Here is a 24,360-nt window from a genome sequence, read left to right on the forward strand (position 1 = left end):
GTGAATAGATACTATGAACAATAAAGGGTGCCGAAGCACCCTTTTGAATCTTACTCTTTGTCGCCCAGTAACACAGACTCAAGAGCAATCTTGATCATGTCGTTAAAGGTAGTTTGGCGCTCTTCCGCAGTCGTCTGCTCGTGAGTACGGATATGGTCAGATACAGTACAGATAGTCAGTGCCTTAGCACCGAACTCTGCTGCCACGCCGTAGATACCTGCAGCTTCCATTTCCACACCCAGGATGCCGTATTTTTCCATTACGTCAAACATGGTTGGGTCTGGCGTGTAGAACAGGTCCGCGGAGAAGATGTTGCCTACGCGAGCGTCTACGCCCAGCGCTTTAGCCGCATCAACGGCATTGCGAACCATATCGAAGTCAGCGATAGCTGCGAAATCGTGGTCTTTAAAACGCAGACGGTTAACTTTAGAGTCGGTACAAGCGCCCATGCCGATAACCACATCACGCAGTTTCACATCAGCACGAACCGCGCCGCAAGAACCCACACGAATGATTTTCTTCACGCCGAAATCGGTGATCAGTTCTTTGGTGTAGATGGAGCAAGACGGAATACCCATACCGTGACCCATTACAGAGATTTTGCGGCCTTTATAAGTACCGGTGAAGCCCAACATGCCACGCACGTTGTTCACTTCACGAACATCTTCGAGGAAAGTTTCTGCGATGTGTTTTGCACGCAACGGGTCGCCAGGCATCAAAACGACGTCTGCGAAATCACCCATTTCAGCATTAATATGTGGCGTTGCCATATTTATATCCTTGTTTTAAGAGGTAAACGTCTGGGCGGATAAAACATCTCACCCAAATCTGTAATCCATATACCCTAAATAATTCGAGTCGCAGGTGAGCTTTTTCAGCCAACACCCCTGCGGCTCAAAGAATGACGGGTATTACAGCATGTTCTTACCGTAATCCATCGGAGACGTACCGAAATAGCTAGCAACCGTCTGACCGATATCGGCGAAGGTTTCACGGTGACCTAAAGAACCGGCTTTCACTTTCGGGCCGTAAACCAGCACCGGAATGTGTTCGCGAGTATGGTCAGTGCCTTGCCAGGTTGGGTCACAACCGTGGTCAGCGGTGAGGATTAAAATATCGTCCTCTTTCAGCAGTTCCATCAGTTCTGGCAGACGGCGGTCAAACAGTTCCAGAGCTGCAGCGTAACCCGCTACATCACGGCGGTGGCCGTAAGATGAGTCGAAATCAACGAAGTTGGTGAACACGATAGTGTCGTCGCCCGCTTCTTTCATCTCTTTGATGGTGGCGTCAAACAGTGCATCCAGACCGGTTGCTTTCACTTTTTTGGTGATACCGACTTCAGCATAGATATCCGCAATTTTACCCACGGAAACAACCTGACCATTTTTCTCATCAACCAGTTTTTTCAACACGGTTGGTGCTGGCGGTTCAACAGCCAGGTCATGGCGGTTACCAGTACGCTGGAAGTTACCGGCTTTATCGCCGATAAACGGACGCGCGATAACACGGCCAATGTTGTAGCCACCTTCGGTCAACTCTTCACGTGCGATTTCGCACAGCTCATAAAGTTTATCGAGGCCGTAAGTTTCTTCATGGCAAGCAATCTGGAACACGGAGTCAGCAGAGGTATAGAAAATCGGCTTGCCGGTTTTCATATGCTCTTCGCCCAACTCATCGAGAATCACAGTACCGGATGAGTGGCAATTACCGAGGTAACCTGGCAGGTTTGCACGCTCAACCAGTTTATCCAGCAATTCTTGCGGGAAGCTGTTTTGCGTATCAGAGAAGTAACCCCAGTCAAATAACACAGGAACACCGGCGATTTCCCAGTGGCCAGACGGCGTGTCTTTACCTGATGACAGTTCATGCGCCCAGCCATATGCACCGATAACTTCTGCATTACCGTCCATACCTGCTGGGATTTTGCCGGTAGAGCCTTCGGCGGCTTTCACCAGACCCAGGCGGGTCAGGTTTGGCAAATTCAGTGGCCCTTTACGGCCTTTGTCTGCTTCGCCTTTGGCACAAGCTTCTGCGATGTGCCCGAAAGTATCAGAGCCAACATCGCCAAATTTTGCTGCATCTTCTGTTGCGCCGATACCGAAAGAGTCCAGCACCATAATAAATGCACGTTTCATAATTTCTCCTGCGTCGTTGCGCCTGAAACGCCCGGAGGCGTTTCAAAAAGTGATCAGATCAGTATGCCAGCAATTAGCTAATACGGCGATACACATCTGGCGTTTGTGCCGGTGCGGTCTCGTTAACTTTAATTGCCGCTTTAACAGCACGTGCCGCTTCCTGCCATTGAGCTTCACTTGCTGCATGAATCACTGCCAGTGGACGTGAGGTATCTACACTCTCGCCCAGACGAGCCATGTCGGTAAAGCCAACACTGTAGTCCAGAGAATCAGAAGCCTGACGACGACCACCGCCCATGGAAACGACCGCCATACCTAATGCACGAGTGTCCATCTGATTTACGAAACCAGCACGGTCTGCGAATACAGGTTTGCTCAGAACCGCGGTTGGCAGGTATTTCGCGTAATTTTCGACAAAGTCTGCCGGCCCTTTTTGAGCTGCAACCATACGACCAAATACTTCTGCCGCTTTACCGTTATCCAGCACAGCTTGCAGTTTGGCACGCGCTTCGGCGTCGTCTTTCGCAAGGTTGCCGGAAAGTAACATTTCCACGCACAGCGCCATGGTCACTTCATGCAGACGTGGATTCACGTATTCGCCAGTCAGGAACTGCACGGCCTCACGCACTTCAACAGCATTACCCGCGCTGGATGCTAGTACCTGGTTCATGTCGGTCAGCAATGCCGTGGTTTTAACGCCCGCGCCATTTGCCACGCCAACAATCGCTTCAGCAAGCAATTCGGAAAGCTCGTAAGTTGGCATAAATGCGCCACTGCCCACTTTCACATCCATCACTAGCGCATCCAGGCCTTCTGCCAGTTTCTTCGCAAGAATCGACGCGGTGATCAGCGGAATGGAATCTACGGTCGCGGTAATGTCACGCGTGGCGTAAAAACGTTTATCAGCCGGAGCAAGCGAGTTTGTCTGGCCGATAATCGCCACGCCGACATTTTTGATGATGTCGCGGAAACGGTTATCGTCCGGGAAAATATCAAAGCCTGGGATCGCTTCAAGTTTATCGAGCGTACCACCAGTGTGGCCTAAACCTCGGCCAGAGATCATTGGGATATAACCACCGCATGCCGCCACCATTGGGCCGAGCATCAAGGACGTCACATCACCCACGCCGCCCGTTGAGTGTTTATCAACGATTGGGCCGTTCAGGTTAAGGCTCTTCCAGTCCAACACGGTTCCTGAATCTCGCATCGCCATGGTCAGTGATACGCGTTCAGGCATAGTCATGTCGTGGAAGAAAATGGTCATTGCCAGTGCGGCAATCTGCCCTTCGGAGATGGTGTTATCTCGAATACCATTAATGAAGAAACGAATCTCCTCATCACTTAGAGCATGGCCATCACGTTTTTTACGAATAATTTCTTGAGCGAGGAACAAGGTAACCCCCTGAGTGCATCAGGTGAAATGCGGCGGGGAGCCCGCCGCAAAGGAAGAGATTAGTAAGCGCTTGCGCTTTTACCGTCGCCATGACCCAGCGCTTTTAACAAGCTCGCGAGCAGGCTGGAAGCACCAAAGCGGTAGTGACGCGAATCAGCCCAGTCAGCACCAAACAGGTCATCAGCGATAGACAGGAACAGCGCTGCATCTTCAGCAGTACGCACGCCACCAGCTGGTTTGAAACCAACAGTTTTTTCAACGCCCATATCACGAATAACTTCCATCATGATGCGTGCGCTTTCAGGTGTTGCGTTGACTGGCACTTTACCAGTAGAGGTTTTGATGAAATCAGCGCCTGCTTTGATAGAGATTTCAGAAGCTTTACGAATCAGCGCTTCTTCTTTCAGCTCACCAGTTTCGATGATGACTTTCAGCAAAACGTTAGCCGCAGCACAGGCTTCTTTACAGGCTTTCACCAGTTCGAAACCAACTTGTTCGTTACCGGCGATCAGCGCACGGTATGGGAAAACCACATCAACTTCGTCTGCGCCATAAGCGATAGCAGCACGAGTTTCAGCCAGCGCGATTTCGATATCATCGTTGCCGTGTGGGAAGTTGGTCACCGTCGCGATGCGAATATCAGGTGTGCCCTGAGCATTCAGAGTTTTACGCGCGATTGGAATGAAGCGCGGGTAGATACAAATAGCTGCGGTGTTGCCCACTGACGTTTTTGCCTGATGACAAAGTGCGATCACTTTTTCATTAGTGTCATCGTCATTCAGAGTGGTCAGATCCATCAGTTTCAGGGCGCGCAGGCTGCTTGCAGTTAAATCGGTCATAACATTCTCCAACAAAAGATATAGAATCAGTTGCGATGTTATAATTATAACATTCACAACCCTGATGGTTTTGCGGATAGCTTCACAAAAGCCACGATGAAATTACATAATTTGTACAGTATATGTGATTTAACAACGAGTGATAACGGAAAAGTCATCGCCAGATATAAAAAATGGCCGGCGCAAGCGCCAGCCATTGATTTCATAGAGATGTTATAATTTTAACATCTCTTTTTTATAATGACAGGAAGACCCCGGCAATTGTGGCACTCATCAGGTTTGACAATGTACCTGCTGCTACAGCCTTAAGACCTAACTGTGCAATATCATGACGACGGTTTGGAGCCATGCTTCCAAGTCCACCAATCAGGATAGCGATAGAAGAAAGGTTAGCAAAACCACACAGAGCGAAGGAGATAATTGCTTTGGTGTGATCTGACAGAACTTGCAGACCTGCTGCCGCTACAGTCGCGTCATCTTTCAGGTATTCCCCGAAGTTCAGGTACGCCACAAATTCGTTGATGATTAACTTCTGGCCGATGAAGGAACCAGCAACGTTAGCTTCACTCCACGGTACACCGATAACCCATGCCAGCGGTGAGAACACCCAGCCGAGAATCAGTTCCATAGACAGTTGCGGATAGTTGAACCAACCACCAATGCCAGAAAGCATACCGTTAAGCAGTGCAATTAAAGCAACAAACGCCAGCAGCATTGCGCCCACGTTCAGAGCCAGTTGCATACCAGAAGCTGCACCTGATGCCGCAGCATCCAGCACGTTTGCCGGGCGGTCTGGATCATTTTTCAAAGAGTCCAGTTCAGGTGAGTCGTTTGGCGTTTCGGTTTCAGGCAGGATAATTTTGGCGAACAGTAACCCGCCAGGGGCTGCCATAAATGAAGCGGCAATCAGGTACTCTAGTGGCACGCCCATTTGCGCGTAACCTGCCAGTACTGAACCTGCAACAGAAGCCAAACCACCACACATTACAGCGAACAGTTCTGAGCGCGTCATAGTGGCGATATAAGGACGAACAACCAGCGGAGCTTCAGTCTGACCAACAAAGATATTTGCTGTTGCAGACAGAGATTCTGTACGGGAAGTCTTCAGAATCTTACGCAGACCACCGCCGAGAATACGAATAACAAACTGCATAATGCCAAGGTAGTACAGCACAGCAATCAGTGAGGAGAAGAAGACAATAATTGGCAGAACACGCAGTGCGAAAATAAATCCGCCGCCGCCAAAGACTTCGAACATTTTGTCTGAAACTAAGCCACCGAACAGGAAGGAAATACCGGCGTTACCGTAACCAATTACGTTAGCGACCCCTTCGGACATAGCGAGCAGAACCTGGCGACCGACCGGAACATACAGGATTAGCGCCCCGATACCGACCTGAATAATCCATGCACCTAAAACAGTACGCAGATTAATTGCTTTGCGATTACTGGAAAGTAGAACGGCGATCAGCAGCAGAACGATCATGCCGATCAATCCCATGAGTAGTTGCATACAGAATCCCTGTGTATTGAATGAAAAAGGAAAGCGAGCTAAAAAACCTTAGTGAGGCGGGATTATAACGGCAGGGAGGCCAGTAAATGGAATGGCAATCACGTATTTATAGACATTCACGGAAACGTTTGTCTTATTAAGTGATCTAAGTCACATTTTGTTACTTACTATTTCATTGCAAATAATTCATTGCAGTTATTAATGATCGCATTCGCGATAACTTCGGGAGATTCTGAACGCAGTATAGAAAGTGTCTGAAAAACATTAACAATGCGTTCCGGGCGATTCGGCTGCCCCTGCCAGCCGTTAAGCGGCATATCAGGTGCATCTGTTTCCAGAACCAGCGCGCTAAGGGGTAAGCGCGCCATAACATCTCGCGTTTTGCTAGCACGTGGGTAAGTAATCGTGCCACCCACACCAATTTTGTAACCCATCGCCACAAAACGCTCGGCCTGTTGCAGGCTCCCCGAAAAACCATGTACCACACCAGTGCGCGGTAAATTATGACGCTTCAAATGCGCGGCAAGTTTGTCGTGCGTGCGACGTGAATGGAGAATGACAGGTAAGTCATAACGTTTTGCCAGTTTTAGCTGCGCATCCAGCATCGCTTCTTGTTTATCAAAAAGCGGATTTTCCATATAAAGATCGAGTCCTATCTCACCGATAGCCACTAATTTTTCCGGCCGCTGTTTTAGGTAATGCTCAAGCAGCGCTAAAGACGCATCCTGATGCTTGTGAATCACTATTGGATGCAAACCGACTGCGGCATATAGCGCCGGGTAATTGTCTGCCAGCGCCAGCACCGTGTTAAACCGGTCAGCTTCGATTGCCGGAACAATGATTTTTGTTACGCCCGCTTGCGCCGCGAGGGCAATGCTGTTGGCTTCATCATCGCTAAACGGCGGAAAGTCGAAGTGACAATGGGTATCGTAAAACGTCATCGTCACGCCGTATCTTCGTTATTGAAAGTGGAGTCGTTAGCTTCTGGTGTTTCAATCACCGCTTTAGACAATGGCTCAGTGATCACGGCTTGCGGAACGACCACCGGCCCCGGAACGACAATACGCGGAAGGTGGCGTTTTATTGGCGGCTTATCCGAGAGTAATTTCCCGATGGTTGCGAGGAAGTAACGTCCGCATAAACGTCCAGTTTTATAGTCGGTATTTAGTGCGGGTAATCGGCTGCCCAATGCAGAGCTCATCAATGGTTTCGGTGGGTAAATCTCGAAGATACGCAGTTTACCTGGCGGCTTTTCAATGAAGTTCTGAATCTCGCGATAGCTGGCTTCATGGTGATGTACCAGGTTTAATAAGGGCTGCAGGCTGCTGTCGCCAAGCCAACGCTCCATACGTTTAAACCATTCAGGTGTGTAATACATTTGCGAAGGGACGGTGCGAATTACGACCAAAGTATCGGCCCCCAGGCGCACAGCTTCTCTCACCGGTACCGCATCGCTTATTCCCCCATCCTGATAACCGATGCCGTCAATCTCCACCCCGCTACGGTAAAAGCCTGGAATCGCGCTTGAGGCTTTCAGAAGATTCAGCCATGTGCCGCTGTCCGGGGAAAAATATCCCGGCGTGTAGTCATCGCTGCGACAAGCGCACATATAGAACGCTTTACCAGACTCAAACATTTTTTCTGCAGTGCCCATCGAGAGCGGAATTTTTGCTGAGGTGGATTCCACAAGCCAATCGAGATCGATGAGATGCCCGCCACGCACAAAGCGCAGAGGATCAAAAAATTCGCGAGTTGTCGTAAAACGAGTGATCACTCTTCTGGCATAACCCGGCTGGTGACAAACATAAGCTGAAAGGTTTTGCGCACCGGCAGAAGTGCCTAAGAAGAGGTCAAAAGGGTTGAAATTAGCGCGCATAAATTCGTCCAGCACGCCGGCTGTGAATATCCCACGCTGCCCGCCACCTTCACAAACAATGGCGAGTTTTCCGGGACGAAACTTTGGAAGCGCAAGCGGCGAAATATTGCCGAGCGTTACGGGTATTCTTTGTCCCACACTGCTTTCCTTAATCTAAAGGATATTTATTATTAGATATTGGTTATTTGTTAGTCGCTTAAAAACGCGAGAGCCAGTCTAAATAGACTGGCTCTCTGGTCTGTCTCTAAATGTTATAGCACGTAAATATTGCTATGGGCGTTTTCGACCCATAAACAGGCTAACCAAGAACAGAATAATACCTACCACGAAGACAATTTTTGCTGCACCTGCCGCAGTACCCGCGAGAGTACCAAAACCCAGTGCTGCTGCAATCAACGCAATGACCAGAAAAATAATGCCCCAACGAAACATAAGCTTCTCCTTAACCATAATGAACCCGAATCGCTTCTGGATGAGTGCCAGATACACACTCATTGGCGATATTGAGTAACGATGTTGCTGACCTACTCCCCCGGCATTACACCGAAGGAGAAAGTTTCTATATGCCCTGTTACTTCACTTTCAGGTCGTTTTTGACGCTTTTCACGCCATCAACTGCTTTAGCGATACTTTCGGCTCGAGCAGACTGTGCATTCGATTCCACGGTACCGGATAGCTGTACAACACCTTCAGTGGTTTCCACTTTCACGTGACGTGAAGGGACGATGTCATCAGCTAAAAGCTTAGCTTTAATTTCGCTAGTGGTCGCAGTATCGCCTGCATAACCGCTGACAGATTTATCAGACCCGTTACGCACATGAAGTTTGTCGCTCACGGAAGAAACCCCTTCCACGCCTTTTGCGACAGTTACGGCCTGTTCGGCCTGCGCCTGGCTTTCAACAAAGCCACTGAGCGTTACCACTTTCTTGTCGGTTTTCACGGAGATATCGGTACTCTTGATATTGTCATGATCGACCAGGGCGGCTTTCACTTTCGCCGTGATACTGCTGTCATCCATGAAATTACCGACGTCTTTTACGGAGCTATCAATTTTTTCGCCTGCTGTGTCCGCTGTCGATTCGGTTTTGTTAAGCATCTTGTCTTCTGCTAAAGCGCTACCGCTTGCCAGCACAGAGCCAAGAACAACAGCTAACAGAGTTTTAGAAATCTTAGTCGTAGTCATAGTCATCGATTAATTCCTATAGTTTTGCTCACTATTTGAGCACAAGCCTTCAGGTACCGGCTTTCCTTAAACATCAGGCCAAGTGGTACGGCCTAAAAATTTCGCGATCAGTTTTTAATAGCGCCAGGAAAAATGAGTACGAATGAACCCGCCAGAAATCTTCATTTACGTGGCATTTTCAACCAACCAATTTGTCACTGGTTTGTTAAATATAGACAACAATCACGGAATTGCATGGCGAAAGTGGGTGAACATGAGGGAAATGCGGGAAATTAAGAACAATCCGTAAGGGATTAATAAGACGGGAAAAGTAGCAGGACGCGACGGCTGCCGCGCCCTGAGAGACGATTAATGCTCGCGGGTTTTACGGAACGTGACTTCTGGGTAACGGTCTTGTGTCAGGTTCAGGTTGACCATTGTTGGAGCGATATAAGCCAGGTTATCACCACCATCAAGCGCCAACTGCATTTCGTTTTTCCGTTTGAATTCTTCAAACTTCTTAACGTCTGTGCTTTCTACCCAACGCGCCGTTGAGACGTTGACCGACTCGTAAATCGCTTCAACGTTGTATTCACTTTTCAGACGCGCCACAACCACGTCGAACTGCAGCACACCGACCGCGCCAACAATCAGATCATTGTTCGCGATTGGACGGAATACCTGTACCGCGCCCTCTTCAGAAAGCTGTACCAAACCTTTCAGCAACTGTTTCTGTTTCAACGGATCACGCAGACGAATACGACGGAACAGTTCCGGTGCGAAGTTCGGAATACCGGTGAACTTCATCATTTCGCCTTGAGTGAAGGTATCACCAATCTGAATGGTGCCGTGGTTGTGCAGGCCGATAATATCGCCTGGATACGCTTCTTCAACGTGCGAACGGTCGCCCGCCATAAAGGTTAACGCATCAGAAATCACCACATCTTTACCGGTACGAACCTGGCGCAGTTTCATGCCTTTTTCATACTTACCGGAAACCACACGCATAAAGGCAACGCGGTCACGGTGTTTCGGGTCCATATTGGCCTGAATCTTAAATACGAAGCCGGTGAATTTATCTTCTGCTGCTTTTACTTCACGAGTATCAGTTTTGCGCGGCATTGGAGCAGGTGCCCAATCAACCAAGCCATCGAGCATGTGGTCAACACCAAAGTTGCCCAATGCAGTACCGAAGAAGACAGGGGTCAGCTCACCTTCAAGGAACAGCTCACGATCAAATTCGTGGGAAGCGCCTTGAACCAGTTCCAGCTCATCACGCAATTGTGCAGCCAGGTCTTCACCAACAGCAGCATCCAGCTCTGGGTTATCTAGCCCTTTAACAATGCGCACTTCCTGAATGGTGTGACCTTTACCAGTCTGGTAGAGGTAAGTTTCGTCTTTATAAAGGTGATAAACACCTTTGAACAACTTGCCACAACCGATTGGCCAGGTGATTGGTGAACAGGCGATTTTCAGCTCACGTTCAACTTCATCCATCACTTCCATTGGGTCGCGGATATCGCGGTCCAGTTTGTTCATGAAGGTGAGAATTGGCGTATCACGCAGACGGGTAACTTCCATCAACTTACGGGTACGATCTTCTACACCTTTCGCGGCATCGATAACCATCAAACAGCAGTCAACTGCGGTCAGAGTACGATAAGTATCTTCGGAGAAGTCTTCATGCCCTGGGGTGTCGAGCAAGTTAACCAGGCAGTCGTGATACGGGAATTGCATGACAGAGGTGGTAATCGAGATACCACGCTGCTTTTCCATTTCCATCCAGTCAGATTTAGCATGCTGGCTGGAACCACGGCCTTTTACAGTACCGGCAGTCTGAATTGCCTGTCCGAACAGCAACACTTTTTCAGTGATAGTCGTTTTACCGGCATCGGGGTGAGAAATGATCGCAAAAGTGCGGCGTTTCCCCACTTCTTGCAAAAAAGGAGACAAAGTCATAATGAAATCTTCTGTGAATTGCGCACAGACATCACTGCGCGGCAAATGAACGTTACCTGACGGCTATTCTACCCATCAGGTCAGGTTTAACAATCGGCTGTAAGCAGTCATTAATTACACAACAATTGCTCCAGTTCACTTAATGTGGTCACTTCCCAGGTCGGCATGATGCCTTCAGGTAAGCTTCGTCCATGGGCATTGAGCCAGCAGGTGGCAATTCCTGCGTTCATGCCGCCTAAAATATCTGATTCCGCAGTGTCGCCAACCATCAATACTCGGTCGCGCGGCGGCTGGCCCATTTGCTCAAAGGTGTAATCAAAAATCTTACGATCGGGTTTCGCGACACCGACCTGTTCAGAAATCACCAGCAAATCGAAATAATCACGCAGACCGGTGCGCTCCAGGCGAATTTGCTGCAATGCGGTAAAACCGTTGGTGATAATACCGATTTTTACTTTATCTTTTAACGCATTAAGCAGCGAAACAGCCCCTGGCAACGGCACACAAATTTCGGCCATGGCGTTGAGGAATGCAGCGTTTAAGTCACCCGCAGGAACTGATAACCTTTCGGACCAGCCCTCAAAACGCTGATGCTGTAACTGAAGAGCGCTAATGGCACCGTTCTGGTAATCGACCCATAAAGGCTTGTTAATTGCCTGGTAATCCTGGAAGTCTTCAGCGGTAAAGGTCACGCTATAATCGAGAAACATCCGCTGCAAACCGCCGAACGCGTCAAAGGTAAATAACGTTTCGTCAGCATCAAATAAAATCCAGTCCCAGTTCATCAACACACCTTTTTCAAATTAGCCTAACGGTAATGCCATGATGATGGCATCTTCGCGACCCTCTTTAGCCGGGTAATAGTTACGACGAATCGTCGCCTCGTTAAAACCCAGGCTTTCATAAAGTGCTATCGCAGCTGTGTTCGACGCGCGCACTTCAAGCCACAGGGTAAACACATCGCGCTTTTCCAGTTCGCTGATCAAATGCTCCAGCAACTGGCGACCTAATCCCTGACGTTGAAAATCGGGATCGACCGCAATATTAAACAGTGTCGCCTCATCCAACACGACTTGCGTCACCGCAAACGCCGCCATTTTGCCGTCTACGTCGAGACGCAAATTGAGATAGCGCTCACCTTCATTACTGGCGAAGGTTTTTTCACTCCATGGGAAAGCATGGCTGCGCTGTTCGATGGCGTAAGCCGCGCTCAAGTCACTTGTGGTGAGGGAAGAAATCGTTTTCATGTTCACAAATTTGCTGCCACAACGCCTGTCGAGCGGCGCCATTTTGATAAAGCTCGTTTAATTCGGGGGTCGCTAATTGCGCGCCTGGTATGGGAAGAGGTTCACTCACGCCCAATCGCCAGCTATTACAGCGGCTATCACCTGGCAGCATCGCGGCCCGTTCTGGTGTCAGTTGCATGACCTGCTGTGCATCCAAATTCAGGCTACGCAAAACATCGTTAACTAACGGATCGTTTAAAGCAGGAAGCGCTTCGGCGACCATCAGTAGCCTGACGTTTTCATGCAGTGAGACTGCAATTTCGCCCTGCAACGCAGCCGGGCGCCGCAACTCCCACTGGGTAATGCCCAGTTGTTGTAACAACCAGTCTCGTCGCAAAGGTATATGAGGCATAGCGAAACCAGGTAGAGAGTGCCAATTGGGGCGCAAATATAGCAAATTCATCGAATATGCGCCATTAAAGCTCTATTACACGAATTAATCGGAGTGGCAGCAAGGCAACAAACGAAGTCATCCCGATGAGCTTACTTGAGTAAGTGATTCAGGTGAATGAGTGCAGTGAACGCCGCTGCAACTTCGAGTAAGAAGTGTATAATCCCGGTTCTGATTTCCCAGGAGTAATTTGATGACTGCGTTAACCCCGGCAAGTGAAGTGCTACTGCGCCATAGCGATGATTTTACCGAAAGCCGCGTGCTGTTTGCCGGTGACTTACAAGACGATCTGCCAGCCCGTTTCGAAACGGCAGCAAGTCGCGTTCATACCCAACAATTTCACCACTGGCAGGTATTGAGCGCTCAGATGGGCGAAGATGCACAATACGGCCTGGTGGCTGACGCCAGCAGCATTGGCGACTGCAATACCCTGGTTTACTACTGGCCGAAAAATAAGCCAGAAGCTCAGTTCCAGCTGATGAATATTTTGTCGTTGATGCCCATTGGCAGCGATATTTTTGTTGTCGGTGAAAACCGTAGCGGAGTGCGGAGTGCTGAGCAGATGCTCGCTGAATTTTGCCCACTCAACAAAATCGATAGCGCACGCCGTTGTGGCTTCTATCACGGTCGTCTGGAAACACAGCCGCAGTTTGATGAAAATTCCTGGTGGGATGAGTACCAACACGAAAGCCTGACCGTCAAAACCCTGCCTGGCGTATTTAGCCGTGATGGCCTGGATACCGGCAGTAAATTGCTGCTTTCCACGCTGACTGCGCACACCAAAGGCAAAGTGCTGGACGTGGGTTGTGGCGCTGGCGTGTTAGCTGTTTCACTTGCTAAGCATTCTCCAAAAGTTCGTCTGACATTAAGTGATGTTTCCGCACCGGCAGTTGCTGCCAGCCGCGCAACACTTGCTGCCAACGGAATTGAAGGCGAAGTTATCGCCAGCAACGTCTATTCCGAAGTGAATGGTCGTTTTGACATGATTATCTCCAACCCACCGTTCCACGATGGCCTGCAAACCAGCCTTGATGCTGCGCACCAGTTGATTCGTGGCGCAATTCGTCACCTGAGTGTTGGCGGTGAATTACGTATTGTCGCGAACGCCTTCCTCGCCTATCCGGACGTGCTGGATGAAACGTTTGGTAATCATGAAGTGATCGCGCAGACGGGCCGTTTCAAAGTTTACCGCTCAGTGGTTGTGCGTGGGGCAAAGAAGAAGCGCTAACACACGCAGTGCCGCTTTTTCCAGCGATTAGAAAAGCGGCACCAAATTAACTGTTGACGACGCGCAGAAAACATCTAGAATGCGCCTCCGTGGTTACAATACTTCGGTGTTGTGGGTATGCGAAGGTGGCGGAATTGGTAGACGCGCTAGCTTCAGGTGTTAGTGTTCTTACGGACGTGAGGGTTCAAGTCCCTCTCTTCGCACCATTAACCACACAAGATATCGTTCGCACTGCGCGAAGGTGGCGGAATTGGTAGACGCGCTAGCTTCAGGTGTTAGTGTTCTTACGGACGTGAGGGTTCAAGTCCCTCTCTTCGCACCAATGCGAAGGCGATATCTTAGATAAGACTTGATTTGCGAAGGTGGCGGAATTGGTAGACGCGCTAGCTTCAGGTGTTAGTGCTCTAACGGGCGTGAGGGTTCAAGTCCCTCTCTTCGCACCAATTCTTATCAACTTCTCAGCAGTACTCTTTTATCCCTCGATTTTATCTCACTATTTCATCGTTCCCATATTCATCATCACTAAAGCAAGCCCACTGGCAAATGCAACGCATGACGGTAGCAGCACAAAATGACGTAACCGTTTATGGTACAGCATGGCTGTGGTCACCAATAATCCCAACACAATCAAGACGCGCCACTGACTAAAAGAAAGATCTAGATACAGTAAAGCAACGACGATGCCTGCCGGTACCAACACACCCCATGCACTTTCTAACTGACGTTGTAACATCATCGCTATCTCATCAATTGGTAATGATAACCAATATCATATGATATTATTTCTCGTTTGTCAGCGATAGCGTATCGTCAGTTTTACATGAGAAATGTTAAGCTTTCCGCATCATCAGATGACATATATTCAGTAAGGTGATAGATTGGCCCATAATGTTAAATCTCTGATTAACACCTATTGCCTACATGAAGTAATCACTTTCCGGATATATTTTCCTACTTCATTCACAGCATGATGTCGACATGAGTCGAAAGAACTATTTTTGATATGACAGCAACAAATTGGTCCACTTTACTCAAAGGGAAACATCAACTCTCTTTGCGTTTATTTTTATTATTGAATGCGTTTTCTGCGGGATTTAGCATGATATCCCCAGCAACTAATACGCAACATATTACAGTACCCATTGTTCTGGTGCTGGTGGTAAGCCTGTCCTGTCTGCTCTGGCAGCTGGTAAATAAAAAGAAACTAATTAACATTAACTTCATTTCGTTAATAATTGGCTTACTCTGGGCGGGGCATATCTATATAAAAGTCTCTGTAATGCCGAATAAAGACGTTTCTTTTTTAATTATTGCCTTGTTGGCAATATTATTTATTGGCGCAATATCTTTTATTAATAATATACAAGCATTTATTGCCGCATGTCTGCCTGCCACCTTAATCATATTCTGGCTTGATCAGGGTGCCAACTGGCCGCGCCTGTTGTATTCAATTGTTCTGCCAGGCGTGGGGATAACCATTCAACATATCATTCATCAGCGTCATGATAACTTTACGCGTCGTTTGATGAATAAGCTGCTTGAAGAAAAAGAAACCCTTAACGATCTGAGTATGTTAGATCCACTTACCGGTTTGAATAATCGCCGTGGGTTCCAGAACCGTTTTGATACTCTGCTCTCAGTCGGCAGCGGCCAGCATTACATACTGCTGCTGGATATCGACCATTTTAAATCCTACAACGATAACTATGGCCATAACATGGGCGATAAGGCTCTGACGCATGTCTCTGCGGCCATTCGTGACGCTGTTCGTTCACGTGATGTCGTCACGCGTTATGGCGGTGAAGAGTTTATGGTTTTACTGGTTGATGTCGATCCTGAACAAGCCTTGCAAACAGCAGAGCGCATTCGCCAACGCGTTTATGATTTAAATATTCAGCACATGTTTAATAAAAGCGTGGCGACCCATCTTACTATAAGCATCGGCCTTGCAGCACTTGAGCAGCATGACATTGAAGAAGCATTGCGCAAAGCTGACGGCGCACTTTATCGTGCCAAGCGACAGGGCCGTAACAGCATCTTTGTCAGCGAAACTCTCCTTCACTCACAAACAGAACCCGCCCATTTTTAACGGCTAAATGCCTTGAACACAAAACAACCTTGCTAAAGGCGCTATCTATAGATAGGATTGGCAATCATTATCATTTGTATTAGTGGTCTTGTTTGTAGATGGCGTTTCAATCTTCTCAGCTTAACGACGATTTTGCGTGGCTACCGCCATTTACGCATTCGCAGCCGACGCTCGCGGATGAGTTACGCGCGCATTTTGCTATGCATCGACCATACTTCAACGACATCATCAAACTCAATGAACCTGCGCCTCACACCAGCCTGGCTCTGCACCAGTGGGCACAACCTGCGGCCTTAACTTCACTTCTCGCCTGCTACAGTGACCACATTTACCGGAACCAGCCACAGCTTGTGCGTGAAGGGAAGCCGCTAAAATCGCTATGGGCACAATGGTATCTTGGCTTGTTGGTTCCACCGCTAGTCATGGCATTGATTACCCAACCTCGAGCACTGGATATCGACCCGCAACATATCCATGTTGAGTTTCATGAAACAGGCAGAGCTGCTACTTTCTGGCTAGACGTTCAGGAAGATAAGATGGCGACGACAATGTCGTTAACCCAACGCCTTGAAAAACTGCTTATTAAAGGGTTAATGCCCGTCGTTGATGCACTGGAAAAAAGTGGTGAAATCAGTGGAAAGCTTATCTGGAGTAATACGGGATATCTGCTGAACTGGTTTTTTGGCGAGCTCAGAGAGTTGCTGGATGAATCGACAATTGCCGAGTTACGTCATGCCTGTTTCTTTGAGAAAAAACTGCAGGATGGTCAGGATAATCCCCTCTACCGTACCGTCATTCTCCGTGAAGGTTTGCTGGTACGTCGCACCTGCTGCCAACGCTATAAACTGCCAGATGTACAACGTTGCGGTGACTGTACGTTAAAGTAAAACGGTGGGTTTCCCCACCGTTTCATTTCACTTATCGCTCTTCTATTAAGCAGCCTGTTGGCTCTCTTCTCCAGATGATCTCTGTGCTTCTTCCGCTTCTTGTTCCAGCAACTGCTTCTCGTATACTTTGAAGAACGGGAAGTAGATGATGGCGGAAACCACAGCCAGCAGAATAACCAGAATCGCCGCGCGGAAATCCCAGCCCAGAGCCCAAGCCGCACCAATTGGTGCAGGAGCAGTCCACGGCACAACTGAAATCACGCGGCCAATCAAATCCATCTTCATTGCGCCCCACGCCAGCACGGCGTTAACCATTGGAGCCAGCAGGAACGGAATAAAGAACACTGGGTTCATAACAATTGGCGTACCGAAAATGACCGGTTCGTTAATGTTAAAGAAACTTGGCACCACGCTTAGTCGCCCAATTGAGCGCAGGTGAGCTGATTTGCTACGCAGATAGCAAATCACCAGCCCCATGGTTGCACCCGAACCACCAATCACGATAAAGAACGTCCAGAACGCTTCCATAAAGATGTGTGGCAGTGGTGCACCTTGTGCCAACGCGCTCTGGTTCATACCGAGGTTGGTCAGCCAGAACATTTGCAGCATGCCAGAAATAATGGCCGCGCCGTGAATTCCTGCAAACCAAAGCAGATGTCCAATCAGCACCGCCAGCAAAATAGCAGGCAGTGAGTCCGCCGCAGAAACCAGCGGTTTAAACAGTGACATAATGGCTTGTGGAATCAACATTCCAAACTCAGACTGAATGAACAGGCTCAGCGGGTAAAGCGTTAGCACCACAACCAGAACGGGGATCAGAAGATCAAAGGAGTTTTTGATCATCGGTGGAACCTGGTCCGGGAGTTTGATTCCGATATTATGCGCTTTCAGGAAACGCATCATTTCGACACAGTAAATCGCCACCAGAATTGCAGTGAAAATCCCTGTCCCTCCCATGCTATCTACCGGCATCGTGCCTTTAGTTTTTGGTGCTGCCACCAGCAAGAAAGCCATGAGTGAAAGCATTGCACACATGAATGGGTCCAGACCGTGCGACTTCACATAGTGCTTACCGAGGTTATAGGCAATAGCCGCACAAATGTAGATAGACATAATGCCCATCGTCATATCAAACGGCGTCAGAATTTGCCCTTCAAACTGTTTCGCCATATCCAGCCACGCACGTGCAAACCCCCAGGTGGTGGTTGGCGAGAACGGTGGATAGGCAAAGACCAATAAGAACGAACCGACAATCATAAATGGCATCGCGGAAATAAACCCATCACGAATCGCCATAACATGGCGCTGTGAAGAGATTCGTCCCGCAACGGGACTAACGTAGTTTTCTACAAAACGGAAAATCAAATTAAAAGCTGCGTGATTCGTAGACATATCGGAACTCCAGTCAGGCTATCAACGCGAATGTAGCCGCGGGAAAAGTATCGCCGCGCAACAGTCGGTAATTCATAGAATTCGTCCCCGAAACCGGGACCTTTTTAGATACAGCTTTCAATTCGACATCAGTGGCACAGCATAAAAAAATCGGTTTCATAGGCTGCTCTTATTATTGGGTACAGGTGTGTGACCGTTTCAGTATTCATCGCTAATTGACGTACTGCAACCGGTTACTGAAACCGGTTGCAGTGAATGTGAAGAAGATCCAGAAATCACTGAAACTTTAACTTCTTTAGGTATTTCGCATCACAATGTCGCCCTTTCATTCGACACAATAAGGGTCGGTTTCACTGGTTTACATATAGCACATACTTATGCCAAATTATTTGCTGAACAAAATGGGAGAAAAGCATGAGCCTGCAATCCGTCCGGCAATTCTTTGCCGAAAACGCCCCCGATATCGACATCATTGAATTGAATCAAAGCACAGCAACTGTTGCTTTAGCTGCGGTAGCCCATAACGTTGAGCCTGGGCAGATTGCTAAGACATTGTCGTTGAAAGTGAAGGATAGAGTGGTGCTGGTTGTCGCGAAAGGTGACACACGCCTGGATAATAAAAAACTTAAAACTGTTTTTGGGGCCAAAGCCCGCATGCTTAGCAGTGATGAGGTTGTTACCTGGACAGGCCACCCCGTGGGCGGAGTGTGTCCTTTTGGACTAGAAAATCCGTTAACAGTTTACTGCGATATTTCACTTAAACAGTACGAGGAGGTTTTACCTGCTGCCGGAGCCATTCATAGTGCAGTGCGTATTTCCCCTGCTCGCTTAGCAGAACTCACCGCTGCAAATTGGGTTGATGTGTGCCAATAATCAGGAGACTGAGGACGGATTTAAGCTCCTCAGTCGTACCTTATTATTTTCATACTCACTGATTATAAGGTGGAATATTTAACTCCCGCTTTCCATGATCACTGAATATCCAGGCATACATTTCGGCATCTGTTTTAATTTCCAATCGGCGCATAGCGCTTTTTTTTTGCGCACTAACGGTTTTATAGTTTTTTTCAAGGAGAGTCGCAATTTGAACCAACTTCCAACCTTTACTAATTAGCCGTAAAACTCGGCATTCTGAAAAAGTTAAACTCATTTTTACCATATCATTAACAGATGCCTGCTCTGCTTGCCCCAGCAAAAGATACTTGCTGATTCTTTCAATATCATCCGTGTTATTAAATATATGCTCAATAATACTACTCGTCGGTTCATGTAAAGACAGCAACGAAGTATTGGCTGTTAGCAATCGCTCAACCGCAATATTCCGTAGATACAGAGGTAAAATAAATATCCATCTTACATGCTGAGATTTACTTTTTAGATAGTTCAGATAGTCACATTGTTCCAGGATCTCCTGTTGAGAACTATCCAGTTCAAGCATAACAACATCAACTTTATCCAGGATCTCTGAAGTCAGATCAAAATAATTAGCCAACAAAATCTGTGAAGATTCTGCCACTGTTTCTCTCATAACAATCTGTAAACCTTCTCTCATCAAAGGGCGTTTACTAATAACTACCGCACGGCAAAATGGGTTACGCAGCAAGATGCGTACTTTGTTTTCTGGCATATCAATCTCCTTATAAAATAATTACTTCCCTGTAATTTCACAGCCAAAAACATGGAGATCTTTATCACAATGCAATCCCAATTTTTCCATTGCATGTCTTTTATGCGCGCTTACTGTTCTGACATCACGCCCTAAATGGTGAGCTACTTGAGTGACGTTATGGCCTAAAAATAGCTGCTCAATTACCTGAGTTTCGCATACCGTCAGCTCACCAGACATCTGCTCTTGTAGTATTTTTTTTATCATTGGGCTATATAGAGCGATGCTACTAGAGAGCGATTCTATTAACAGTTCCATGAATATGGAGGGCAGCTCATACTGAGATATTATTACTCGTATACCAAGAGATGAAAGATACTTTAGAATGCTAACCTTATGATTGTGAGTGTAAATAACAATAGTTATATTTGGCTTTTCCTTTCGGCACCACTTAATAAACCTTATCTCCTCAGCTAGGTGCTTTGAGGTGTTACTGATATTTAAAATAACCATGGAGTAAGGTTTTTTTAAAACTTTATCATAAGCGTCATCAATATGTTTGATGATATTAATCACACCTTTAATTCCTGGCTCTGTTTTGAGTTGATGCATGATACCTACTACCGTTAACGCACAGGGCACAACAATCATTATTTGGCTTAAATCATTACTTGTGGTGATGGTATTTTTCATATCATTCCCTTGATCAATATATCAACAATAACAAAAATAAGGATAATAGATATACATGAAAAATAAAAATCAAAAAAACAATACCAATGGAAATTAGCATTTTAAATTCATTATATTCAATAGAAAACAAGCTAATAGAGTGATGGAAAAGAAAAAAATAATTTAATATAAAAAATTACTTTAAAAAAGGAAATTAGCTTAAAGATCCCGAATTGGATGATTACGAAAATCCTTTGGCGTAGTTGCCATATGGCGGCGGAAAAAACGTGAAAAGTAAGTTGAGTCACTAAAACCAAGATAATCAGAAATTTGACTAACTGTCATGCTGGTGTAGAGCAAACTGCGTCGAGCTTCAAGCAACAGCCTTTGATGCAATACGTTTAGTGCGCTGTAGCCATAAAACTCATGGCACAGATTATTTAAATGCACACTGGATAGCCCTACGGCACTTGCATAATGCGTTACCGAAAGTTGCTCACGATAATGTCGTTCAACGAGTTGGTTAAACTGATGAATCACTGAGCGTTTTCGCTCAACACGCGAACTGCCACTCGGGGCCGGAGTACATTGCCGATTAAGCCAAACCAGCAAGGCGCTGATCAGTGAATGTAACATCATATCGCGCGCTTCACCCTGCCCCTCATACTCACTTTGCAGAGTGCTAAACAGAGTATTAATTTGCCTGCGAGAGCCTTTCACCGGTAGGCAGGTTGCTTGTGAGAGCACCTGCAAAGGGCGACCAAACTGTTGTTCAAACTGCGTTATTAATGGCGCTGAAAAAGACAGTGAATAGCCCTGTGCTCCGGGCGAAAATTTAAAACCATGCACGCATAAGGCTGGAACAACTTGAATGCAGGCATGCGTCACGTGGTGAGTACAGCCTTCAATGTCTATCTCCACCTGCCCTTTATGCAAATAAAGCAGTTGAACTAAATCCGCATGTTGATGCGTACGAATATGCCATTCATAAAGGCTACTACGGCTGTGGATAGACTCGCAATGCAGCAAATCAGATGCAGGCCAGTTCCGGCTTTCACCATAAAGTTTGAATACCGGAATACTGGTGTTCTGGGCCATGACATCCTCTTTCGTGATGATCAAATTCAATGCCGAAAGTATAGGTTATTCAATGGATTCAAATGGCAACCCGACATAATTTTCGGCAATGGTCGTCAAACCCGCACGCGATGACAGATAGTAGTCACGATCGGCCTGTTGCATCTTACGGTCAAACTCATCCATGCCTTCGAAATCATGAAGCAGATTCGTCATAAACCAGCTAAAACGCTCCCCTTTCCACACCCGGCGCAACGCCATTGGTGAATAAGTCTCCAGCAAATCAGTTCGCCCTTCGTGATACACCTTGCTCAAAATCCGATACAGATAGTTTACGTCAGATGCGGCAAGATTTAATCCTTTCGCCCCCGTCGGCGGTACGATATGAGCGGCGTCGCCCACCAGGAAAAGATGGCCATATTGCATCGGCTCAACCACAAAACTACGTAATGGGGCGATACTTTTCTCAAGTGAGTGACCAGTCACTAACTTCTCAGCCAGCTCTTTAGGCAACCGCTGCTTTAGTTCGCCCCAGAAGCGTTCATCTGACCAGGATTCAACATTGTCACTAAGCGAGACCTGTAAATAGTAGCGGCTTCTAGTTAGTGAGCGCTGACTACACAAAACGAATCCCCGCTCATGATGGGCATAAATAAGCTCATGATTCACTGGAGGCGTATCCGATAACAACCCTAGCCAGCCGAATGGATAAACACGCTCATACTCACGAGTGACTTCTTCAGGAATAGCTTTACGGGAAACACCGTGAAAGCCATCGCAACCCGCTATGTAGTCACAATCGATACGGCAGGTTTCGCCCTGCTTCTCAAAAGTGACATATGGACAATCACTTTTGACATCAAATAATTGCACGTTGCTAACGCCGTATATGGAAACAGCATCAGTTGCTCGACGCGCTTCCATCAAATCATGAGTTACTTCCGTCTGGCCATACACCATCACCGTCTTTCCGCCCGTCAGTTCTTTTAGCGCAACAGGGATACGCTTACCATCGACCAGAAACTCAACACCTTCATGGACTAACCCTTCCGCATCCATTCTTTTACTGACCCCAGCCTCACGTAATAAATCTACGGTGCCATTTTCCAGGATACCTGCACGGATACGGCCTAAAACATGTTCGGGTGATTGTCGTTCAAGCACCACATTGCTGATGCCTGCGTTATGCAGTAACTGCCCCAACAGCAGACCCGATGGACCAGCACCAATAATCACTACCTGAGTTTTCATAGGATACGTTCTCTGACGTGCGTTATTAAAATGTTATTTTTATGTTTAACAATTGCTCGTTAATGCATTTTTAACGTCATCAGAGGGAAAAAGAAGGCCAATATCGGTCTAAAACGTGCACTTTTCGAAAGTCATGCAAAGAGTGTGGACGAGTTCATAGTTCGCCGAAAAAGTGTGCGAAATAGGTTATTTGGTTAAATGTTGACCTGGAGCGCCTGAGTCCAGGTAGCGGCATATGCTAATAATGAGGGATGTTAAAATTTGAGCGGCTATCGTCGCTTCTACCTTTCATAGGACAGGTATGTCGGAAGATGTAAACACGCAACGGGACGTGACTCGCCTTTGCATCCAGTGTGGGCTTTTTTTGCTGCAACATGGTGCCGAAAGCGCACTGGTGGAAGAACTTTCCTGTCGCCTTGGCATTGCCTTAGGCATGGATAGCGTTGAAAGCTCAATTTCAGCAAATGCTATTGTGCTAAGCACCATAAAAGACAATCAGTGCCTTACCACCACCCGTAAAAACACTGACCGCGGCATCAACATGCATGTAGTGACAGAAGTGCAACACATAGTGATTATGGCCGAGCATAAGCTTCTGGATCATAAGGATGTTTTGAAACGTTTTGCGCATATAAAACCGCTGCGCTATCCACGTTGGCTAGTGGTGCTAATGGTTGGCCTATCTTGTGGCTGCTTCTGTAAGCTAAATAAAGGCGGTTGGGATGGTGCCTTCGTCGCCTTTCTTGCCAGTTCTGTAGCGATGTATGTTCGCCTGGTGTTTACCGCACGCCACCTACACCCTCAAATTAATTTCTGCATTACGGCATTTGTTGCTACCACAATTTCTGGGTTACTCATTGCCAAAGGCCCATTTGCCACGACATCAAATATTGCCATGGCGGCAAGTGTGCTGTTACTGGTGCCGGGTTTTCCGCTGATTAATGCCGTAGCCGATATGTTTAAAGGTCACGTCAATACCGGGCTTGCAAGATGGGCAATGGCGAGCCTACTTACACTTGCTACCTGTATTGGTGTAGTGATGGCCATGTCACTATGGGGGTTGCGCGGATGGGAATAATCGATTTTTTACTGGCGTTGCTACAAGACATGGTGCTTGCGGCAATTCCCGCGCTAGGCTTTGCGCTGGTGTTTAACGTCCCGCAGCGTGCTTTGCCTTACTGCGCTCTGCTCGGCGCGATTGGCCACGGTTCCCGAATGGCAATGATGGCAGCAGGTATGAACATCGAATGGAGTACGTTTATCGCCTCCCTTCTGGTAGGCACTATTGGAATACAGTGGTCGCGTTGGTACCTGGCCCATCCTAAAGTGTTCACCGTAGCCGCGGTAATTCCCATGTTCCCAGGAATTTCTGCCTATACCGCGATGATTTCAGCGGTGAAACTTAGCCACTTTGGTTACACCGAAGACCTCATGATTCAGCTGCTCACCAACTTCCTGAAAGCCTCGTTTATCCTCGGCGCATTGTCGATTGGCTTATCTATTCCTGGCCTGTGGCTTTACCGTAAACGCCCGCGAGTGTGATGTGTTTCAGGGCTTCGCTAACTCATCAGTGCTTTGCCCACGCAAACTTGTTTTAATGTCAT

The 24,360-nt window shown here is 47.5% G+C and carries 25 protein-coding genes and 3 tRNA genes; 9 read left to right on the top strand and 19 right to left on the bottom strand.

What is annotated here, in order from left to right:
• Positions 1-50: 50 nt before the first annotated feature.
• The 13 genes from deoD to M977_RS08095 all read right to left on the bottom strand — a co-directional run bounded on the left by deoD (position 51) and on the right by M977_RS08095 (position 12,515).
• A complete protein-coding gene (gene deoD / locus M977_RS08035) occupies positions 51-770 on the bottom strand; it encodes a purine-nucleoside phosphorylase (RefSeq protein WP_034459469.1) in 720 nt (239 codons plus the stop codon).
• A 141-nt stretch (positions 771-911) separates the two neighbouring features.
• The gene (deoB, locus tag M977_RS08040; protein ID WP_064513864.1) at positions 912-2,135 is read right to left on the bottom strand and encodes a phosphopentomutase; all 1,224 of its coding nucleotides are present in this window, start codon (positions 2,133-2,135) and stop codon (positions 912-914) included.
• Between the two features lie 73 nt (positions 2,136-2,208).
• Entirely contained in the window at positions 2,209-3,528 is a 1,320-nt protein-coding gene (gene deoA / locus M977_RS08045) for a thymidine phosphorylase (protein WP_064513866.1), read from the bottom strand.
• 59 nt (positions 3,529-3,587) lie between these two features.
• On the bottom strand, positions 3,588-4,367 hold the full coding sequence (deoC, locus tag M977_RS08050; protein ID WP_064513868.1) for a deoxyribose-phosphate aldolase: 780 nt from the start codon (positions 4,365-4,367) through the stop codon (positions 3,588-3,590).
• Between the two features lie 235 nt (positions 4,368-4,602).
• The gene (locus M977_RS08055; protein WP_064513871.1) at positions 4,603-5,880 is read right to left on the bottom strand and encodes a NupC/NupG family nucleoside CNT transporter; all 1,278 of its coding nucleotides are present in this window, start codon (positions 5,878-5,880) and stop codon (positions 4,603-4,605) included.
• Positions 5,881-6,047: 167 nt separating this feature from the next.
• On the bottom strand, positions 6,048-6,827 hold the full coding sequence (locus M977_RS08060; RefSeq protein WP_064513872.1) for a TatD family hydrolase: 780 nt from the start codon (positions 6,825-6,827) through the stop codon (positions 6,048-6,050).
• A complete protein-coding gene (locus M977_RS08065) occupies positions 6,824-7,894 on the bottom strand; it encodes a patatin-like phospholipase family protein (RefSeq protein ID WP_064513874.1) in 1,071 nt (356 codons plus the stop codon). Before M977_RS08065 ends, M977_RS08060 begins: the two co-directional genes overlap by 4 nt.
• 132 nt (positions 7,895-8,026) lie before the next feature.
• The gene (locus M977_RS08070) at positions 8,027-8,188 is read right to left on the bottom strand and encodes a DUF1328 domain-containing protein (protein ID WP_064513877.1); all 162 of its coding nucleotides are present in this window, start codon (positions 8,186-8,188) and stop codon (positions 8,027-8,029) included.
• A 139-nt stretch (positions 8,189-8,327) separates the two neighbouring features.
• Complete coding sequence (gene osmY / locus M977_RS08075) at positions 8,328-8,945, bottom strand: molecular chaperone OsmY (RefSeq protein WP_064513879.1); 618 nt, start codon at positions 8,943-8,945, stop codon at positions 8,328-8,330.
• A gap of 342 nt (positions 8,946-9,287) precedes the next feature.
• Positions 9,288-10,877 carry a peptide chain release factor 3 gene (gene prfC / locus M977_RS08080; protein ID WP_064514205.1) on the bottom strand — a complete coding sequence of 530 codons (1,590 nt, stop codon included), beginning with the start codon at positions 10,875-10,877 and terminating at the stop codon, positions 9,288-9,290.
• Positions 10,878-10,987: 110 nt separating this feature from the next.
• The gene (gene yjjG, locus M977_RS08085; protein WP_064513881.1) at positions 10,988-11,662 is read right to left on the bottom strand and encodes a pyrimidine 5'-nucleotidase; all 675 of its coding nucleotides are present in this window, start codon (positions 11,660-11,662) and stop codon (positions 10,988-10,990) included.
• 18 nt (positions 11,663-11,680) lie between these two features.
• Entirely contained in the window at positions 11,681-12,124 is a 444-nt protein-coding gene (gene rimI / locus M977_RS08090) for a ribosomal protein S18-alanine N-acetyltransferase (RefSeq protein WP_064513883.1), read from the bottom strand.
• The gene (locus M977_RS08095) at positions 12,093-12,515 is read right to left on the bottom strand and encodes a DNA polymerase III subunit psi (RefSeq protein ID WP_064513884.1); all 423 of its coding nucleotides are present in this window, start codon (positions 12,513-12,515) and stop codon (positions 12,093-12,095) included. The genes rimI and M977_RS08095 overlap by 32 nt, the downstream gene beginning before the upstream one ends.
• Positions 12,516-12,747: 232 nt before the next feature.
• Between M977_RS08095 and rsmC the strand changes: the two genes are divergently transcribed.
• The 4 genes from rsmC (at position 12,748) to M977_RS08115 (ending at position 14,225) form a co-directional block, all read left to right on the top strand.
• Positions 12,748-13,782 carry a 16S rRNA (guanine(1207)-N(2))-methyltransferase RsmC gene (gene rsmC / locus M977_RS08100; RefSeq protein ID WP_064513886.1) on the top strand — a complete coding sequence of 345 codons (1,035 nt, stop codon included), beginning with the start codon at positions 12,748-12,750 and terminating at the stop codon, positions 13,780-13,782.
• A 119-nt stretch (positions 13,783-13,901) separates the two neighbouring features.
• Positions 13,902-13,988, top strand: a tRNA-Leu gene (locus M977_RS08105).
• A gap of 29 nt (positions 13,989-14,017) precedes the next feature.
• Positions 14,018-14,104, top strand: a tRNA-Leu gene (locus tag M977_RS08110).
• 34 nt (positions 14,105-14,138) lie between these two features.
• Positions 14,139-14,225: transfer RNA gene (locus M977_RS08115), tRNA-Leu, on the top strand.
• A gap of 50 nt (positions 14,226-14,275) precedes the next feature.
• On the opposite strand, the gene M977_RS08120 is transcribed toward M977_RS08115, so the two are convergent.
• Positions 14,276-14,515, bottom strand: a complete 240-nt coding sequence (locus M977_RS08120) for a DUF1435 domain-containing protein (protein WP_064514206.1) — start codon at positions 14,513-14,515, stop codon at positions 14,276-14,278.
• Positions 14,516-14,785: 270 nt separating this feature from the next.
• Here M977_RS08120 and M977_RS08125 point away from each other — a divergent pair, with 270 nt between their 5' ends.
• The gene (locus M977_RS08125; protein ID WP_064513888.1) at positions 14,786-15,871 is read left to right on the top strand and encodes a GGDEF domain-containing protein; all 1,086 of its coding nucleotides are present in this window, start codon (positions 14,786-14,788) and stop codon (positions 15,869-15,871) included.
• A gap of 98 nt (positions 15,872-15,969) precedes the next feature.
• Complete coding sequence (gene fhuF, locus M977_RS08130; protein WP_064513890.1) at positions 15,970-16,758, top strand: siderophore-iron reductase FhuF; 789 nt, start codon at positions 15,970-15,972, stop codon at positions 16,756-16,758.
• Positions 16,759-16,803: 45 nt separating this feature from the next.
• Here the strand turns inward: fhuF and M977_RS08135 are convergent, their stop codons facing one another.
• Entirely contained in the window at positions 16,804-18,150 is a 1,347-nt protein-coding gene (locus M977_RS08135; protein ID WP_064513892.1) for a PTS sugar transporter subunit IIC, read from the bottom strand.
• Between the two features lie 414 nt (positions 18,151-18,564).
• On the opposite strand from M977_RS08135, the gene M977_RS08140 reads away from it, so the two are divergent.
• The gene (locus M977_RS08140; RefSeq protein WP_064513894.1) at positions 18,565-19,023 is read left to right on the top strand and encodes a YbaK/EbsC family protein; all 459 of its coding nucleotides are present in this window, start codon (positions 18,565-18,567) and stop codon (positions 19,021-19,023) included.
• Between the two features lie 55 nt (positions 19,024-19,078).
• Here the strand turns inward: M977_RS08140 and M977_RS08145 are convergent, their stop codons facing one another.
• The 4 genes from M977_RS08145 to pobA all read right to left on the bottom strand — a co-directional run bounded on the left by M977_RS08145 (position 19,079) and on the right by pobA (position 22,756).
• Positions 19,079-19,777, bottom strand: a complete 699-nt coding sequence (locus tag M977_RS08145) for a helix-turn-helix domain-containing protein (protein ID WP_064513896.1) — start codon at positions 19,775-19,777, stop codon at positions 19,079-19,081.
• A 21-nt stretch (positions 19,778-19,798) separates the two neighbouring features.
• On the bottom strand, positions 19,799-20,449 hold the full coding sequence (locus M977_RS08150; RefSeq protein WP_064513898.1) for a LuxR C-terminal-related transcriptional regulator: 651 nt from the start codon (positions 20,447-20,449) through the stop codon (positions 19,799-19,801).
• Positions 20,450-20,647: 198 nt separating this feature from the next.
• Positions 20,648-21,526 (bottom strand): helix-turn-helix domain-containing protein, encoded by an 879-nt coding sequence (locus M977_RS08155; RefSeq protein ID WP_064513901.1) that lies wholly within the window; start codon positions 21,524-21,526, stop codon positions 20,648-20,650.
• 45 nt (positions 21,527-21,571) lie between these two features.
• On the bottom strand, positions 21,572-22,756 hold the full coding sequence (gene pobA / locus M977_RS08160) for a 4-hydroxybenzoate 3-monooxygenase (protein WP_064513904.1): 1,185 nt from the start codon (positions 22,754-22,756) through the stop codon (positions 21,572-21,574).
• A 301-nt stretch (positions 22,757-23,057) separates the two neighbouring features.
• Between pobA and M977_RS08165 the strand changes: the two genes are divergently transcribed.
• Positions 23,058-23,834 carry a threonine/serine exporter family protein gene (locus M977_RS08165; RefSeq protein ID WP_034459513.1) on the top strand — a complete coding sequence of 259 codons (777 nt, stop codon included), beginning with the start codon at positions 23,058-23,060 and terminating at the stop codon, positions 23,832-23,834.
• Positions 23,825-24,298, top strand: coding sequence for a threonine/serine exporter (locus M977_RS08170; RefSeq protein ID WP_064513905.1), 474 nt, complete (start codon positions 23,825-23,827; stop codon positions 24,296-24,298). Before M977_RS08165 ends, M977_RS08170 begins: the two co-directional genes overlap by 10 nt.
• Positions 24,299-24,360: the final 62 nt, after the last annotated feature.

It is taken from the genome of Buttiauxella gaviniae ATCC 51604, assembly GCF_001654835.1.
Classification (GTDB): Bacteria; Pseudomonadota; Gammaproteobacteria; order Enterobacterales; family Enterobacteriaceae; genus Buttiauxella; species Buttiauxella gaviniae.

What these genes read in the sequence shown, in the direction of transcription:
- deoD (WP_034459469.1), bottom strand. Translation starts at nt 770, where the DNA reads ATGGCAACGCCACATATTAATGCTGAAATGGGTGATTTCGCAGACGTC.
- deoB (WP_064513864.1), bottom strand. Translation starts at nt 2,135, where the DNA reads ATGAAACGTGCATTTATTATGGTGCTGGACTCTTTCGGTATCGGCGCA.
- deoC (WP_064513868.1), bottom strand. Translation starts at nt 4,367, where the DNA reads ATGACCGATTTAACTGCAAGCAGCCTGCGCGCCCTGAAACTGATGGAT.
- M977_RS08055 (WP_064513871.1), bottom strand. Translation starts at nt 5,880, where the DNA reads ATGCAACTACTCATGGGATTGATCGGCATGATCGTTCTGCTGCTGATC.
- M977_RS08070 (WP_064513877.1), bottom strand. Translation starts at nt 8,188, where the DNA reads ATGTTTCGTTGGGGCATTATTTTTCTGGTCATTGCGTTGATTGCAGCA.
- osmY (WP_064513879.1), bottom strand. Translation starts at nt 8,945, where the DNA reads ATGACTATGACTACGACTAAGATTTCTAAAACTCTGTTAGCTGTTGTT.
- prfC (WP_064514205.1), bottom strand. Translation starts at nt 10,877, where the DNA reads ATGACTTTGTCTCCTTTTTTGCAAGAAGTGGGGAAACGCCGCACTTTT.
- yjjG (WP_064513881.1), bottom strand. Translation starts at nt 11,662, where the DNA reads ATGAACTGGGACTGGATTTTATTTGATGCTGACGAAACGTTATTTACC.
- rimI (WP_064513883.1), bottom strand. Translation starts at nt 12,124, where the DNA reads ATGAAAACGATTTCTTCCCTCACCACAAGTGACTTGAGCGCGGCTTAC.
- M977_RS08095 (WP_064513884.1), bottom strand. Translation starts at nt 12,515, where the DNA reads ATGCCTCATATACCTTTGCGACGAGACTGGTTGTTACAACAACTGGGC.
- rsmC (WP_064513886.1), top strand. Translation starts at nt 12,748, where the DNA reads ATGACTGCGTTAACCCCGGCAAGTGAAGTGCTACTGCGCCATAGCGAT.
- M977_RS08120 (WP_064514206.1), bottom strand. Translation starts at nt 14,515, where the DNA reads ATGTTACAACGTCAGTTAGAAAGTGCATGGGGTGTGTTGGTACCGGCA.
- M977_RS08125 (WP_064513888.1), top strand. Translation starts at nt 14,786, where the DNA reads ATGACAGCAACAAATTGGTCCACTTTACTCAAAGGGAAACATCAACTC.
- fhuF (WP_064513890.1), top strand. Translation starts at nt 15,970, where the DNA reads ATGGCGTTTCAATCTTCTCAGCTTAACGACGATTTTGCGTGGCTACCG.
- M977_RS08135 (WP_064513892.1), bottom strand. Translation starts at nt 18,150, where the DNA reads ATGTCTACGAATCACGCAGCTTTTAATTTGATTTTCCGTTTTGTAGAA.
- M977_RS08140 (WP_064513894.1), top strand. Translation starts at nt 18,565, where the DNA reads ATGAGCCTGCAATCCGTCCGGCAATTCTTTGCCGAAAACGCCCCCGAT.
- M977_RS08145 (WP_064513896.1), bottom strand. Translation starts at nt 19,777, where the DNA reads ATGCCAGAAAACAAAGTACGCATCTTGCTGCGTAACCCATTTTGCCGT.
- M977_RS08150 (WP_064513898.1), bottom strand. Translation starts at nt 20,449, where the DNA reads ATGAAAAATACCATCACCACAAGTAATGATTTAAGCCAAATAATGATT.
- M977_RS08155 (WP_064513901.1), bottom strand. Translation starts at nt 21,526, where the DNA reads ATGGCCCAGAACACCAGTATTCCGGTATTCAAACTTTATGGTGAAAGC.
- pobA (WP_064513904.1), bottom strand. Translation starts at nt 22,756, where the DNA reads ATGAAAACTCAGGTAGTGATTATTGGTGCTGGTCCATCGGGTCTGCTG.
- M977_RS08165 (WP_034459513.1), top strand. Translation starts at nt 23,058, where the DNA reads ATGTCGGAAGATGTAAACACGCAACGGGACGTGACTCGCCTTTGCATC.
- M977_RS08170 (WP_064513905.1), top strand. Translation starts at nt 23,825, where the DNA reads ATGGGAATAATCGATTTTTTACTGGCGTTGCTACAAGACATGGTGCTT.